General features: G+C 71.1%; 15 protein-coding genes. 6 read left to right on the top strand and 9 right to left on the bottom strand.

Annotation, left to right across the window (positions count from 1 at the left end):
- Positions 1-101: 101 nt before the first annotated feature.
- Positions 102-713 (bottom strand): response regulator transcription factor, encoded by a 612-nt coding sequence (locus ACFWU3_RS00785; protein ID WP_003948568.1) that lies wholly within the window; start codon positions 711-713, stop codon positions 102-104.
- Between the two features lie 442 nt (positions 714-1155).
- Here ACFWU3_RS00785 and ACFWU3_RS00780 point away from each other — a divergent pair, with 442 nt between their 5' ends.
- Positions 1156-1479 (top strand): WhiB family transcriptional regulator, encoded by a 324-nt coding sequence (locus ACFWU3_RS00780; protein ID WP_384429108.1) that lies wholly within the window; start codon positions 1156-1158, stop codon positions 1477-1479.
- Between the two features lie 121 nt (positions 1480-1600).
- On the opposite strand, the gene ACFWU3_RS00775 is transcribed toward ACFWU3_RS00780, so the two are convergent.
- A complete protein-coding gene (locus tag ACFWU3_RS00775) occupies positions 1601-2491 on the bottom strand; it encodes a LysR family transcriptional regulator (RefSeq protein WP_384429105.1) in 891 nt (296 codons plus the stop codon).
- Between the two features lie 80 nt (positions 2492-2571).
- Here ACFWU3_RS00775 and ACFWU3_RS00770 point away from each other — a divergent pair, with 80 nt between their 5' ends.
- The 4 genes from ACFWU3_RS00770 to sigJ all read left to right on the top strand — a co-directional run bounded on the left by ACFWU3_RS00770 (position 2572) and on the right by sigJ (position 6406).
- Positions 2572-3240, top strand: coding sequence for an MOSC domain-containing protein (locus ACFWU3_RS00770; RefSeq protein WP_384429102.1), 669 nt, complete (start codon positions 2572-2574; stop codon positions 3238-3240).
- 98 nt (positions 3241-3338) lie between these two features.
- Positions 3339-4112, top strand: a complete 774-nt coding sequence (locus ACFWU3_RS00765) for an SDR family NAD(P)-dependent oxidoreductase (protein WP_384429099.1) — start codon at positions 3339-3341, stop codon at positions 4110-4112.
- Positions 4113-4347: 235 nt separating this feature from the next.
- Positions 4348-5376, top strand: coding sequence for a hydroxyacid dehydrogenase (locus ACFWU3_RS00760; RefSeq protein WP_384429096.1), 1029 nt, complete (start codon positions 4348-4350; stop codon positions 5374-5376).
- Positions 5377-5524: 148 nt separating this feature from the next.
- The gene (gene sigJ, locus ACFWU3_RS00755) at positions 5525-6406 is read left to right on the top strand and encodes an RNA polymerase sigma factor SigJ (RefSeq protein WP_384429093.1); all 882 of its coding nucleotides are present in this window, start codon (positions 5525-5527) and stop codon (positions 6404-6406) included.
- Between the two features lie 184 nt (positions 6407-6590).
- Here the strand turns inward: sigJ and groL are convergent, their stop codons facing one another.
- From groL to ACFWU3_RS00735, 4 genes are all read right to left on the bottom strand, one after another.
- Positions 6591-8219, bottom strand: coding sequence for a chaperonin GroEL (gene groL / locus ACFWU3_RS00750; protein WP_384429090.1), 1629 nt, complete (start codon positions 8217-8219; stop codon positions 6591-6593).
- Positions 8220-8337: 118 nt separating this feature from the next.
- Positions 8338-8646 (bottom strand): co-chaperone GroES, encoded by a 309-nt coding sequence (groES, locus tag ACFWU3_RS00745; RefSeq protein ID WP_108151600.1) that lies wholly within the window; start codon positions 8644-8646, stop codon positions 8338-8340.
- 298 nt (positions 8647-8944) lie between these two features.
- Positions 8945-9343: a hypothetical protein gene (locus ACFWU3_RS00740; protein WP_384429087.1), complete on the bottom strand. Its 399-nt coding sequence runs from the start codon at positions 9341-9343 to the stop codon at positions 8945-8947.
- The gene (locus ACFWU3_RS00735; protein WP_384429084.1) at positions 9340-10266 is read right to left on the bottom strand and encodes a polysaccharide deacetylase family protein; all 927 of its coding nucleotides are present in this window, start codon (positions 10264-10266) and stop codon (positions 9340-9342) included. Before ACFWU3_RS00735 ends, ACFWU3_RS00740 begins: the two co-directional genes overlap by 4 nt.
- Before the next feature lie 118 nt (positions 10267-10384).
- On the opposite strand from ACFWU3_RS00735, the gene ACFWU3_RS00730 reads away from it, so the two are divergent.
- A complete protein-coding gene (locus tag ACFWU3_RS00730) occupies positions 10385-11551 on the top strand; it encodes an SAM-dependent methyltransferase (RefSeq protein ID WP_384429081.1) in 1167 nt (388 codons plus the stop codon).
- A 77-nt stretch (positions 11552-11628) separates the two neighbouring features.
- On the opposite strand, the gene ACFWU3_RS00725 is transcribed toward ACFWU3_RS00730, so the two are convergent.
- The 3 genes from ACFWU3_RS00725 to ACFWU3_RS00715 form a co-directional block, all read right to left on the bottom strand.
- Positions 11629-12522 (bottom strand): hypothetical protein, encoded by an 894-nt coding sequence (locus tag ACFWU3_RS00725; RefSeq protein ID WP_384429078.1) that lies wholly within the window; start codon positions 12520-12522, stop codon positions 11629-11631.
- 495 nt (positions 12523-13017) lie between these two features.
- Entirely contained in the window at positions 13018-14250 is a 1233-nt protein-coding gene (locus tag ACFWU3_RS00720) for an RNA polymerase sigma factor (protein WP_384429076.1), read from the bottom strand.
- A gap of 50 nt (positions 14251-14300) precedes the next feature.
- Positions 14301-14654 (bottom strand): YciI family protein, encoded by a 354-nt coding sequence (locus ACFWU3_RS00715; protein ID WP_313944653.1) that lies wholly within the window; start codon positions 14652-14654, stop codon positions 14301-14303.
- Between the last annotated feature and the right edge of the window lie 52 nt (positions 14655-14706).

Raw genomic sequence — 14706 nt, 5'->3', positions numbered from 1 at the left:
GCGCCGGTGCGCCCTCGTAGCGGAGCTACTCGGGCGTATCGGCAACGCGGCGAGGGTGCGTGCAGGGCGTCGCGAACCGGACGAGACGTCGCGGACACGACCTAGCGGACCAGGCCCCAACGGAATCCGAGCGCGACGGCGTGCGCACGGTCCGAGGCGCCCAGCTTCTTGAAGAGCCGCCTGGCGTGCGTCTTCACCGTGTCCTCGGACAGGAAGAGCTCCCGGCCGATCTCGGCGTTCGACCGGCCGTGGCTCATGCCTTCGAGCACCTGGATCTCGCGTGCGGTGAGCGTGGGCGCGGCACCCATCTCGGCCGAACGCAGCCGACGCGGGGCGAGCCGCCAGGTCGGGTCCGCGAGCGCCTGGGTGACCGTGGCCCGCAGTTCGGCGCGCGAGGCGTCCTTGTGCAGATATCCACGGGCTCCCGCGGCGACCGCGAGGGCGACCCCGTCCAGATCCTCGGCGACGGTGAGCATGATGATCCGGGCGCCGGGGTCCGCGGACAGCAGCCTGCGGACCGTCTCGACGCCACCCAGACCGGGCATGCGTACGTCCATCAGAATCAGGTCCGAGCGGTCGGCCCCCCAGCGGCGGAGGACTTCCTCGCCGTTGGCCGCGGTCGTCACGCGCTCGACGCCGGGCACGGTCGCGACCGCGCGGCGGAGCGCCTCTCGGGCAAGCGGGGAGTCGTCGCAGACGAGGACGGATGTCATGGCCGTCCTCCGCAGCTGATGCGCGTCACCTTGAGCCTCCAGGCTGGGTACGTTTCGTCACCTGTGCGGTTGAACGCTCTCGGACATGTGCCCTAGCGCTTGTTCTTTCAACCGCCTCCGCACTACCAACGACGGTCACTCGAAAGAGTTACGGGTCGGACTGCCCACTTCAGCACTCTATGTGAGGGGCCGTACACGACGTAGAGCAATGCAGGTCAACAGGCCTTCACCCAGAAGCTATGCCCCATTTAGCGGCTTTTCTTCACTTTCTGCGGTGTCTGTGGCTAGATTCGCAATGAGTCATATTTACATCTACTTACACAGTAGATGTACGGTCGTGGGGCATGGTGCGGGTGCCGGATACGGCTCGTATCCGCCGCTCGTGCGCGACCTGACCGACCTGACCTGTATCCGCTCAGCACGGTTTCAAGGGGCAAGCGCTATGGCAGATTTCTCCCGCCTTCCCGGACCCAACGCCGATCTGTGGGACTGGCAGCTCCTCGCGGCCTGCCGTGGGGTGGACAGCTCGCTCTTCTTCCATCCCGAGGGCGAGCGGGGCGCGGCACGCAGTGCACGTGAGAACTCGGCGAAAGAGGTCTGCATGAGGTGCCCGGTCCGCGCGGAGTGCGCGGCACACGCGCTGGCGGTGCGGGAGCCGTACGGCGTGTGGGGCGGACTGACCGAGGACGAACGCGAGGAGCTCATGGGGCGGGCCCGTCACCGGCTGATCCCCGCGACGAGCGTCACGGGCATGGGGAGCGGTTGACACCCGTTTGCCCCAACCGTTCGAAGAAACGTTCCTGCACTCACCCCTGCCCGCATGCCGGCAGGGGTGAGTCGCGTCCGCGGCCGAGATGTACAGAGACGCGCAGAGACGTGCAGGGGTGTCAGCGGGCCGCGGCGAGGGCCAGTCGGTCGAGCGTCGCCGAGACCGCGGGGACCTGGGCGAGGTCGGGGAGGGTGAGCGCGACGATCTCGCGTTCGACGGCGGGGACGACGGTGACGGTCCGCGCACCCTTGGGGCGTACGGACTCCAGCGCCAGCTCCGGCAGCACCGCGACGCCCAGACCCGCTCCGACCAGGCCGATCACCGCCGGGTAGTCGTCGGTGGCGAAGTCGATCCGGGGCGTGAAGCCGGCCTTCTCGCAGACCTCGACCAGCTGGCGGCGGCAGCGCGGGCAGCCCGCGATCCAGGACTCCTCGGCGAGATCGGCGACGGTGACCGTGGCGGACGCGGCGAGCCGGTGCCCCTCCGGAACCAGGCCGACGAGCCGGTCCGTGAGCAGGGGCCGGACGACCAGGTCGTCCCACTCGGCCTCTCCGCCGTCGTAGCGGAACGCCAGCGCCACGTCGCAGTCGCCCCCGCGCAGCATCTCCACCGACCGCGGCGGCTCCGCCTCGACGAGCGAGACCCGGGTGCCGGGATGGGCCGCCCGCAGCGCGGCCAGCGCGGTGGGGACCAGCGTGGAGCTGCCGCTGGGGAAGGAGACCAGACGCACCCGCCCCGCGCGCAGCCCGGCGATGGCGGCGATCTCCTCCTCGGCGGCGGTGAGACCCGCGAGAATGCCGGACGCGTGGCGCACGAGCGCCTCCCCGGCCTGCGTCAGCCGCATCTCGCGACCCGTACGGATCAGGAGCGGGGTCCCCGCCGACGCCTCGAGCGCCTTCATCTGCTGGCTGACGGCCGGCTGGGTGCAGCCGAGCGAGCGGGCCGCGGCGGAGAAGGACCCGGTGGCGGCGACCGCGCGGAGCACTCGGAGATGACGGGCTTCGATCACCCCTTGAATATAAGGGGACCTTGGAGGCCGGGGCAATTATCGGCTGGATCGTTTGGGCAAGCCGGGGTTAGCGTGCAGTCATGAAGGTTCTGACGGTCAATGTGGGCCGCGCCAAGACGGTGGAGTACACCGACACCCCGGACGGGACGACGGGGATCGACAAGCAGCCCGCCGAGACGGCCGTCATGGTCACGGACCCCGGGCCGAAGGGCAGGGGCGGCAGCGGCCTCGCCGGGGACACGATCTGCGATCTGCGCCATCACGGCGGGACGCATCAGGCGGTGTACGCCTTCGCCCGGGAGGATCTGGACTACTGGGAGCGGGAGTTGGGCCACCCGATCCCGAACGGCACCTTCGGCGAGAACCTCACCACGATCGGTCTCGACGTCAACAACGCGAAGATCGGGGAGCGTTGGCGGATCGGTGACTCCCTCGTGCTGGAGGTGACGAGCGGTCGCATCCCGTGCCGTACGTTCGGATCCTGGCTGGGCGAGAAGGGCTGGGTCAGGCGCTTCACGCGGAATGCCGCGCCGGGCGCGTATCTGAGGGTCGTCGAACCGGGGGAGATCCGGGCGGGCGACCCCGTCGAGATCGTGCACAGCCCCGGCCACGCGGTGACGGTGGGACTCGCGTTCCGCGCCGGGACCACCGAGCGGGCGCTGCTGCCGCAGATCCTCGCCGCGGGCGACGCGCTCCACCCCGAACTGCTCGCGACGGCACGGACGTATGTGGAGAAGTACGGCGCTTAGGCACGCCTGTGTGGACCGGCGGGCACAGTGCGCGAGAGGCCGTCCCGCAGGCCGGGCGTGTACACGGCACCGACACGCGGGGCACTAACGTGCCGCCTATGACGACTGCACTGATTACGGGAGCGACCGCGGGCATCGGTGCCGCGTTCGCGCGGCGGCTCGCCGCCGAGGGACACAACCTGGTGCTGGTGGCCCGTGACACCAAACGGCTGCAGGAGCACGCCACCGAGCTGCACGACCGGCACGGCATCGAGGCGGAGGTGCTGACCGCGGACCTGTCCGAGGAGGAGGGGATCGCGGCCGTCGAGAAGCGGCTGGGCGACCGCAGGAACCCGGTGGACCTGCTGGTCAACAATGCCGGGTTCGGCAACAAGGGCAGCTTCCTGGAAGTGTCCATGGCCGACGAGCTGACGATGCTGAAGGTGCACTGCGAGGCGGTGCTCCGGCTCACGGCCGCGGCGACCGCGGTGATGCGCGACCGCGGGCGCGGCGGTGTGGTGAACGTGGCCTCGGTCGCGGCGTTCGTCCCCCGCGGGACCTACGGAGCGTCGAAGGCATGGGTCGTGCAGTTCACGCAGGGCGCCGCACGGGACCTGGCGGGATCGGGCGTACGGCTGATGGCGCTCTGCCCCGGATTCGTACGCACCGAGTTCCACGAGCGCGCCGGCATGGGGACCGACAACATCCCGAACTGGATGTGGCTGGACGCCGACAAGGTCGTGGAGGCAGGACTCGCGGACCTGGCCCGCGGCAAGGCGGTCTCGATCCCGGACCCGCGGTACAAGGCGCTGATGGGAGTGGCGAAGCTGGCGCCGCGCAATCTGCTGGGCGGGGTGACGTCCAAGACGGGCCGCAAGTACGGACCGCAGTAAGCCGCACGCGCGTCGGTCGCGGGCGAGCAGGTCGCACGTGTGGCCGCGGTCGAAGGACTGCGGCCACCGGCGGGCGTACGTCCCGGCACGCCGTCACATCCCCTCCGGGCCGGGCAGTATGAGCGGATGTCCGTCCGCGCCGGGCGGCCCGCGCTTCCCGATCTGCCGGCCGCGTGAACAGATTCCGCGCCGGGCAGCGTGAGCGGACTCCGGCCAGGCACAAGGGAGCAGGGTCATGCACCAGCGCACCGACGAACGTCCCGCCGTCCTCCTCGCCATGGGCCCGGGGATCGCGGACCAGCTGTTCACCGATCCCCTGCGGGCCCGGCTGGTGGGCCTCGCCGACACCGATCCGCACCTGGTCGCGCACGATCTGGCCGCCCCCACCCCCCGGGTCGCCTCGGCGCTCGCCACCGCCGAGGTCCTGCTGACCTGCTGGGGCGCGCCCGTGCTCACCGCCGAGGTGCTCGACTCGGCGCCCCGGCTGCGTGCCGTCGTCCACGCGGCCGGCTCCGTCAAGCACCACGTCACGGACGCCTGTTGGGAACGCGGCATCACCGTGGCCTCCGCCGCGTCCGCCAACGCGCTGCCCGTCGCCGAGTACACGCTCGCCGCCGTCCTCTTCGCGGGTAAACGGGTGCTGCGTTCGGCCCAGCAGTACGGCCGGCTGCGTGCCGCGCACGACTGGCGGGAGGAACTGGCCGGTGCCGGGAACTTCCGCGGCACCGTCGGGATCGTCGGCGCGTCCCGCATCGGCCGCCGGGTGACCGAGCTGCTGCGCCCCTTCGACCTGGACGTGCTGCTGTACGACCCGTACGTCGGCGCCGCAGAAGCCGAGGCGCTCGGTGCCGTGAAGGCGGAGCTCGACGACCTGTGCGCCGCCAGTCCCATCGTCTCGGTCCATGCCCCCGAACTGGCGAGTACTCGCCATATGATCGACGCCCGCCGGCTCGCGCTGATGCCGGACGGCGCGACACTGATCAACACCTCGCGCGGCTCGCTGGTCGACCAGGACGCGCTGCTGCGCGAACTGGTGCCGGGCCGGCTGCACGCCGTACTCGACGTCACCGAGCCGGAGATCCCGTCCGCGGACTCCCCGCTCTACACCCTGCCGAACGTGCTGCTGACCCCCCATGTCGCCGGCTCGCTCGGCAACGAGCTGCACCGGATGACGGAGCACGCACTCGACGAACTGGAGCGGTACGGCAAGGGCCTGCCGTTCGAGGAGCCGGTTCACGCGCAGACGCTGGGCCATTCCGCGTAGGAGGCCCGGAGACCCGGACCCGGACCCAGACCCGGACCCGGACCCGGACCCGCCCCAGCAAGCGGAGCCCGACTCTCCGGCCGGAGGCTGTCACATCCCGCCCGTTTCCCGCGTCATCCCTACGAGGACGACGACGGAGGAATGAGCGATGGATGACCAAGAGGTCCTGGCGGAGCGTTTCCACGCCGACCGGCCCCACCTCAAGGCAGTGGCCTATCGGATGCTCGGCTCACTGAGCGAGGCGGACGACGCCGTGCAGGAAGCCTGGTTCAGGCTCCACCGCGCCGACACGAGCGCGGTCGAGAATCTGAGCGGCTGGCTGACGACGGTGGTCGGCCGGGTCTGCCTCGACATGCTGCGCTCGCGCAAGTCCCGCCGCGAGGAGTCTTGGGACGTACGCGTTCCGGATCCCGTGGTGCACCGGGAGGGCACGGTCGACCCCGAGCACGAGGTGCTGATGGCCGACTCGGTCGGGCTCGCGCTGCTCGTGGTGCTGGAGACCCTCGGGCCCGCGGAGCGTCTCGCCTTCGTCCTGCACGACATGTTCGCGCTGCCCTTCGAGGAGATCGCCCCCATCGTCGGACGCACCCCTGCCGCCACCCGGCAGCTCGCCAGCCGGGCCCGTCGCCGGGTGCAGGGCACGACCTCCGTACCCGACGATCAGAACCGCCAGCGCGAAGTCGTCGACGCGTTCATCGCCGCGTCGCGCGGAGGCGACTTCGACGCGCTGGTGGCGCTGCTCGACCCGGACGTGGTGCTGCGCGCGGATGCCGGGGCCCTGCCGGCGATGCCGTCCCGCGAGGTGCGCGGTGCACGTCAGGTCGCCGGACAGGCGCTCGCCTTCCAGCAGTTTTCGCAGTTCTCACGGCGCGTGCTCGTCAACGGCGGTGCCGGAATCGTCACCGCGCCGGGCGGCCGGACGCTGTCGGTCATGGGCTTCACCATCACGGGCGGAAAGATCGTCGCGATCGACATCCTGGCCGATCCGGACCGGCTGAGCCGACTCGATCTGACCTTCATCGGCGACTGATCCGTACCCGCCGTCGGGCCCGGCAGGCACTCTTCGCTCTCCCCCGCCGGGCCCGGCAGGCACCGACCGCTCCACCGCCGGGCCCGGCGAACACCCCCAGCGGGCGCGGAGAAACACCGAGCCCGGTGCCCCCGCGACGGGGACACCGGGCTCGGTGGTGATGTCGGACGTCAGGCGTCGGACGTCAGTGGGAGTGGCCGTGACCGTGGCCGTGGCCCGCGTCGGCCTCGTCCTCCGCCGGCTTCTCGACGACCAGGGTCTCGGTCGTGAGCAGCAGGGAGGCGATGGACGCGGCGTTCTCCAGGGCGGAGCGCGTGACCTTGACCGGGTCGATGACGCCGGCCTTCACCAGGTCGCCGTACTCGCCGGTCGCGGCGTTGAAGCCCTGGCCCTTGTCGAGCTCCGCCACCTTCGCGGTGATGACGTAGCCCTCGAGGCCCGCGTTCTCGGCGATCCAGCGCAGCGGCTCGACGGCGGCGCGGCGGACGACGGCGACACCGGTGGCCTCGTCGCCCTCCTTGCCGAGGTTGCCGTCGAGGACCTTGACCGCGTGGACGAGCGCGGAGCCACCACCGGAGACGATGCCCTCCTCGACCGCGGCGCGGGTCGCGGAGATGGCGTCCTCCAGACGGTGCTTCTTCTCCTTGAGCTCCACCTCGGTGGCGGCGCCGACCTTGATCACGCACACGCCGCCGGCCAGCTTCGCGAGGCGCTCCTGGAGCTTCTCGCGGTCCCAGTCGGAGTCCGTGGACTCGATCTCGGCCTTGATCTGGTTGATACGGCCGGCGACGTCGTCCTGGTTGCCGCCACCGTCGACGATGGTGGTGTCGTCCTTCGTCACCGTCACGCGGCGGGCGCTGCCCAGCACGTCGAGACCGGCCTGGTCGAGCTTGAGGCCGACCTCCTCGGAGATGACGGTCGCGCCGGTGAGGCTCGCCATGTCCTGGAGCATCGCCTTGCGGCGGTCGCCGAAGCCCGGGGCCTTCACCGCGACGGCGTTGAAGGTGCCACGGATCTTGTTGACGACGAGGGTGGAGAGCGCCTCGCCCTCGACGTCCTCGGCGATGATCAGCAGCGGCCGCGAGCCACCCGCCTGGATGACCTTCTCCAGCAGCGGCAGCAGGTCCTGGATCGAGGAGACCTTGCCCTGGTTGATCAGGATGTACGGGTCGTCGAGGACGGCCTCCATACGCTCCTGGTCGGTGACCATGTACGGCGAGAGGTAGCCCTTGTCGAAGGCCATGCCCTCGGTGAACTCCAGCTCCAGGCCGAAGGTGTTGGACTCCTCGACGGTGATGACACCGTCCTTGCCGACCTTGTCCATCGCCTCGGCGATGAGCTCGCCGACCTGCTGGTCCTGCGCGGAGAGCGCGGCCACGGCGGCGATGTCGGCCTTGTCGTCGATCGGCCGGGCGGTCGCGAGGAGCTCCTCGGACACGGCCTTGACCGCGGCGTCGATGCCCTTCTTCAGGGCGGCCGGGGAGGCACCCGCGGCGACGTTGCGCAGGCCCTCGCGGACCAGCGCCTGGGCCAGCACGGTGGCGGTGGTGGTGCCGTCACCAGCGATGTCGTTGGTCTTGGTCGCCACCTCCTTCACCAGCTGGGCGCCCAGGTTCTCGTACGGGTCCTCGACCTCGACCTCACGGGCGATGGTGACACCGTCGTTGGTGATGGTGGGTGCGCCGAACTTCTTGTCGATGACGACGTTGCGGCCGCGGGGGCCGATCGTCACCTTGACCGTGTCGGCAAGCTTGTTGACGCCGCGCTCGAGGGCGCGACGGGCGTCCTCGTCGAACTTCAGGATCTTCGCCATGGAGCGATTCAGCCCTCTCGGAAAGCTGGGGGTGAACGAACTGCGCCCCCGGTCGCCCGGCCCTCTCGGGGTCGCGCGGGCCGGGGGCGCAGCTCACAAGCACAAACTATGTGGTGAATTACTTCTCGACGATCGCGAGCACGTCGCGGGCCGAGAGGACGAGGTATTCCTCGCCGTTGTACTTCACCTCGGTGCCGCCGTACTTGCTGTACAGAACGACATCGCCGGTCTGGACGTCGAGCGGCAGGCGCTCGCCGTTCTCGAAGCGACCCGGGCCCACGGCGAGGACGACGCCCTCCTGGGGCTTCTCCTTCGCGGTGTCCGGGATGACCAGGCCGGAGGCCGTGGTCTGCTCGGCGTCGAGCGGCTGGACCACAATGCGGTCCTCGAGCGGCTTGATGGCAACCTTGGAGCTGGCGGTCGTCACGATCCGACCTCCCCCTTCGGAGATCTCACGGGGTTAACTGAGCAGAGGTGGCGACCAGGTCGATCCGTCGTCGCGGGTGCCGGACCTGCCTGTCGCTGTGTTGGCACTCTCCGGTGGGGAGTGCCAGTGCCGAGACTATGACTGCGATTAGCACTCGGTCAAGCGGAGTGCCAATTCACCACCCTGCGGCGGCCCGATCCGCCCGTGTGGGGGAAACGCACGGGCGGCGCGGGGCGTTCCCCCGGGCCGGGCGTGTCAGGGGACCGGGCATGCCGGGGGCCGGCCCGGGGACTGCCCCTCACGGGCGACCGGGCGCGGCTTCGCGTGCACGGCCCGGCCGGGCTTCGGGCGTACGGCCCGGCGCCGCGGCGTCCGCACGGTGCGGGCGATGAGCGCGATGAGTGCCGTGGGCGCGATGGACCCGGTGGATACGGCTCAGCAGCCGGGTCGCCGGTTCGGCCGGACCGGGAGCGTCGAGGCCCTGCGGGCGGACACGGCCGTCACCGGCGCGCGGCGGCCCCGGAAGTGCGTCCACTCGGCGTGCCGCCGGCGCCGCGGCCCCCGGCTCGACCTTCTCGACCGCTCTGCGGCCGAGCCGTTCGAGCGGGTCCACGGACGCCGGGGCACAGCCGACACAGACGAGCAGCGCACCGGCGACGACCGCCGTGGCGGCCGACGGCCGGAGCGCGCGGCTCATACGTAGTCCTCCAGTTTGGCCACGGCGTACCCCTTGTCGGTCACCGTCTTCATGACCTTGCGGATCATGTCGGGCATCGTGCCCTTCCACTCGTCGCTGCCGCGGAAGTGGGTGAGGATGATGTCGCCCGGGTGCAGATCCCGGTCCCACTCGCGCCATTCCATGTGGTCGGGGAACGCCTCGGCGGCCCACAGCGGCACCGCCTTGACGCCGCACGAGCGCGCGGCCCGCAGGGTGTCCCGGTTGTAGTTGCCGTACGGCGGCCGGAAGAGCGGCGGCCGCTTCCCGTACCGCTTCTCGAGCTTGTCCTGCTGGTCGCAGATCTCCCGCTTCTGCGCGGCGTAGGAAAGACCGGGCAGGTAGCGGTGGTTGAGGGTGTGATTGTGCAGCGAGACCCCGCGGTCCTGCATCCGCTGGAAGTAGTCGTAGTCGTCGTTGATGACGTAGTCGCTGAGGAACGCGCTGTACGGGATCCGCAGATCGCTCATCATCCGCAGCAGGTCGGGGTCCTTCTCCGAGCCGTCGTCGATCGTCAGGAAGACGATCTTCTCCTTGACCGGCACGGTCGTGAAGACGGGCGGCATCGACTCCTGCCCCTCGACCTCGAAGCCCTTGCGGGTGGTGATCTTCGGCTTGACGGCGGGCGGCGGGGGCGCGGCCAGCGGGGTGCGGGCGAGGCCCCACTTCTTCGCGGCGGCGGCCCGAGCCGTCTGGTCACGCTTGATCCGGGCCGCGCGGGCGGCGAGCGCCCCGGCCGCGCCGGCCTCCTTCCGGACCTCGGGACCGCGGTCGGCCTTCGGGCCGCCGGCCCCGTCCGTGGACTCGGCCGCGCAGGCGGAGCCGAACAGGGCGACGAGCAGGGCGGCCGCGACGGCACGGCGGTGCGCCCGGCCGCGACGCGATCGGGTGGTTTTTGCTGGCATGTTTCCGTTTTGTCCGACTAGCTGCATGGCGCTGGATCCTGTCAGCACGGATCCCGGTGGCCGGGCCGACACCTCCACCCGCGGGCACACCATCGCCCACCTGGCCCACAATGGGCCGGTGAACGACCTCCCACTCTTCGCCGCCCTCCGCTCCGAGGAAGGCCGGACCCTGCTCGCCGCCCTGCGGGACCACGACCCGGCCGAGGAACTGGCGATCGCCACCCGGCTGCGCCGCGAACACCCCACCGAGCTGGTCTCGGCGGCCCTCGGTCAGGCGCGGCTGCGGCAGCGGGCGGTGGCGAAGTTCGGCGACCAGGACGCGTACCGGATGTACTTCACGCCGAACGGCGTCGAGCAGTCGACGCGTAAGCCGGTCGCGGAGTACCGGGCCCGGCGCTTCGGGGAACTCGGCACGGCCGAGGTCACCGACCTGTGCTGTGGGATCGGCGGCGACGCGATCGCCCTGGCCCGGGCCGGCATCCACGTACTCGCGGTGGAACGCGACCCGCTGACGGCGGAGACGGCGCGCGCGAACGCGGACGCGCTGGAGCTCGGCGACCGGATCGAGGTGCGCTGCGCGGACGTCACGCAGATCGCGGCCGGACCGGGTGCGGTGTTCCTGGACCCGGCACGCCGGGGAGGCCGGGGCCGCATCTTCGACCCCGAGGCGTACTCCCCTCCGCTGTCCTGGGCGATCGAGGCGGTACGCCGGGCGGGCACCGGCGCGGTGAAGATCGCTCCCGGCATCCCGCACGAACTGATCCCGGACGACGCCGAGGCGGAGTGGATCTCGGACGGCGGCGACGTGAAGGAGGCGGTGCTCTGGTTCGGCACAACCCCCGGCACCCGCCGCGCGACCCTGCTCCCGGGCCCGCACTCCCTGCCCGGCCGCGGCCTGCCGGACCCGGTGGTCCGCACGGTGGGCCGCTACCTCTACGAGCCGGACGGCGCGGTGATCCGGGCGCACCTGGTGGCGGAGGTGGCGGAGGACCTGAACGGCGGCCTGATCGACGAGACGATCGCGTACATCACGTCGGACGACCTGCGCCCGACGCCGTTCGCCACCGCGTACGAGATCACGGACGAACTCCCCTTCAACCTCAAGAAGCTGAAGGCGCTTCTGCGGGAGCGGGAGGTCGGCAACCTGACGGTGAAGAAGCGCGGCTCGGCGGTGGAGCCGGAGGAACTGCGCAGGAAGGTGAAACCGCAGGGGAGGAACGCGGCGACGGTGTTCCTGACGAGGGTGGCGGGGGCGCCGACGATGCTGGTGGGGCGTCCGGCGTAGCGCACCGGACAGAGACTGGCGAATGCCGGCTCGGCGAATCGTCGCAAGTGCTGGCGCGGTACTAGGAGTTCACGGGACTACCGACGCAGCGGGCGGAGGACGTCGCCGGCACTCTCATCCCGCCTCTCAGCCCCCGCCTCCTCCCGCAGCGCCGAGCGCAGGCGCCTCACCCGGTCGTGGACCCCAGCGGACGCGGGCGGCGGTGCGGCAAGCCGGACCGTGCCCGTGCCCGTGCACGTGCGGCACAGACCTCCGGGGAGCGACGCCGGTTCGCCCGGGGCTCCGCAGTCCGTGCATTCCAGGATCATGCGAGGGGCCGGGGGTTCCGGTGGGAGCTTCGACAGCAGGCGGGCGCGGACGAAACCGTACGGGTGGGAGATCTGTGCCGGGAGGCCCGCCGTCAGGGCCGAGAGCAGGTGGCTCTCGGTCGCGCCGCGCTCGAACCACGCGCCCGCCGCGGCCTCCAGTGCCGCGCAGTCCGACGCCGAGAGCGTCAGCCGCGCCTCGATACGCCCGAGGCGGGCCAGCACGTCGTAGCCCGCCGTCCTCGCCAGTGCGGCCGGGATCGTCGAGGCTCCGAGCTCGCCGGCCGCGAAGTGCGCCCACCAGGCGTCGTCGCGGGGCGTGCGGGACCAGTACGAGCGCCAGACCCAGATGTTCGTACCGGACGCGCTGGTGACGCACTGGCGGACACGGCGGTAATGGCCCGCCGCCGAGAGGCTGTTCAGGATGGTCGCCACCGCGCACTGGCCGTAACCCGGCAGGTGCTTGGCGAGCGTCTTCACCGAGATGTCCGCGCCCTCGGACTGCCGGTCGATGTAGTCCGCGACCGCCGCTTCACGCCTGGCCAGATGTGCGAAGTCGTCCGCGCGGCGGGGGCGTTGGGAAGGGGCGAGTCGTTTGCCGTAGCCCGGATTGGCCATCGGATGGGCGGTCGGGCGCGGCGCAGGATTAAACTGCTGAACAGCCATGAGATCGGCTCCACGATCTTGTAGGTCAGACCCCTGTGTGGTGTTCCAGCACCGCATGGGGGTCGTTCTGTCTGCCTTCGGGGCGCACGCTACACGGCAACGGCAGTGCGTCGCGACTCGATCACCAAAAGTCATCTCGCCTGGTGCGCGGCCGAGTTGGGGTGGGTGGGCGGGAACAATCCCCCCACCCAATCCCTGATGAGGGAGCTCGAATCCCGAGCCCCGAAGCTCAAGCCCCGACATGCCGCTACGTGCGCCGATGCGTGAGACGAACCGGGCCCGGGGCGTGCGGAGTTGTGATGCGTCAGCGAGACCGCACCTGAGCTTCGAGCCCCGGCAGGCCGCCCGCGGAGGGCTCTGGAGGCACGCCTCGCCGGAGCGCTCGTCGACAGTGATCGGGCTGCGGACGGCACCCCGGTTGTCCATGTACCGGACGTCCGTCCGGTCGTTCCGGACCGTACCTGTCGGTGGGATCTCGAAGCTCGCCGTGGACGCCTACGGCGCGCAGCGTGCGGCCCGCTCCAGCAGCAGGTCCCTCTCCCGTTCGTTGCGCGTCAGCGACGCCGCCCGCTCGAACTCCGTACGCGCCTGCGCACCCCGCCCCAAGCGTTCCAGCAGGTCCCCCCGCACGCTCGGCAGCAAGTGGTAGTCCTTCAGGGCCGGTTCCCCGGCGAGGGCGTCCACCAGGGCCAGGCCCGCCGCCGGGCCCTCGGCCATCGAGATCGCGACCGCGCGGTTCAACTCGACCACCGGGGAAGGGATGAGCGCGGCCAGGCGGCCGTAGAGGGAGGCGATCGTCCGCCAGTCGGTGTCCTCGTAGCGGACCGCCTGGGCGTGGCAGCCCGCGATGGCCGCCTGGACCGCGTACGGGCCGGTGCCCGCCCGTTGCAGGGCGTCCATGCCGCGCCCGATCAGCATCCTGTTCCACTTGGCGCGGTTCTGGTCCGCGAGCAGCACCGGCTCGCCGTCGGGGCCCGTGCGGGCCGCGATACGGGATGCCTGGAACTCCAGCAGCGCCGTCAGGCCGTGCACCTCCGGCTCCCGGGGCATCAGGCCGGTGAGGACACGGGCGAGGCGCAGGGCGTCCTCGCACAGGGCCGGGCGCAGCCAGTCGTCGCCGGCGGTGGCCGAGTAGCCCTCGTTGAAGATCAGGTAGATGACCTCCAGCACGGAGTCCAGACGCTCGGCGCGTTCGGCGGGGCCCGGTACCTCGAAGGGGACTCCGGCCTTCGCGAGCGACCGCTTCGCACGGACGATGCGCTGCGCGACCGTCGGCTCCGGGGCGAGATAGGCGCGGGCGATCTCCTCGGTCGTCAGCCCGCCGAGCAGCCGCAGGGTCAGCGCGATCCGCGCCTCGGTGGAGAGCACCGGGTGGCACGCGGTGAAGATCAGCCGCAGCAGATCGTCGTCGATGTCGTCCACGTCCGAGGGCTCGGGCGGCGGCACGTCCTCCAGAGTCCGCCCGACCTCCGCCAGCTTGCGGGCGTACGTCTCCTTGCGGCGTACGAGATCGATCGCGCGGTGCTTGGCGGTGGCCATGAGCCAGGCGCCGGGTCTGTCCGGCACGCCCGACTCCGGCCACTGCTCCAGCGCGGCGACCAGGGCGTCCTGCGCGAGTTCCTCGGCTATGCCCACGTCCCGCACGATGCGGGCGACGCCGGCGATGATCCGCGCGGACTCGATCCTGAACACCGCTTCGACCGTTTCGGTCGCGCTTGCTGCCGTCACGGCCACCCATCAGAACAGCCGTGCCGGGGCGGGGCAAGCGCGACCGGCTCTCACTCCTCGATCTGGCGGACCTCGGCGGTGACGTTCCATTCCGCCGGGTGGATCTCCAGGAAGCGCTTGGCCCACTCCAGGGCCTCGGCCTTGTCCTTGGCCTGGATGATCGAGTAGCCGCCGATGACTTCCTTGGTCTCGGTGAACGGCCCGTCGGTGTAGCTGATCTTTCCGGTGGACCAGTGGACCCGGGTGCCGTCGGCGGTCGGGGTGAGCCCGGCGGTGTCGAGCATGACCCCGGCCTTGGTGATCTCCTCGAACAGCGCGCCCATGCGCTCGTCGAACTCGGGGCCGGCGGCCTCCCTGGGAAGGTTCTGCTCCTCGATACGGATCATGGTCAGGAAGCGCGGCATGGTGACTCCTCGGTCGGGAGGGCGGGGATTTTCCCTGCCTCTCGCCCCTGCG

Source organism: Streptomyces sp. NPDC058685, assembly GCF_042714725.1.
Classification (GTDB): Bacteria; Actinomycetota; Actinomycetes; order Streptomycetales; family Streptomycetaceae; genus Streptomyces.
The sequence above is the reverse complement of the archived record's forward strand: the minus strand, read 5'-3'. Positions and strand labels throughout refer to the sequence as shown.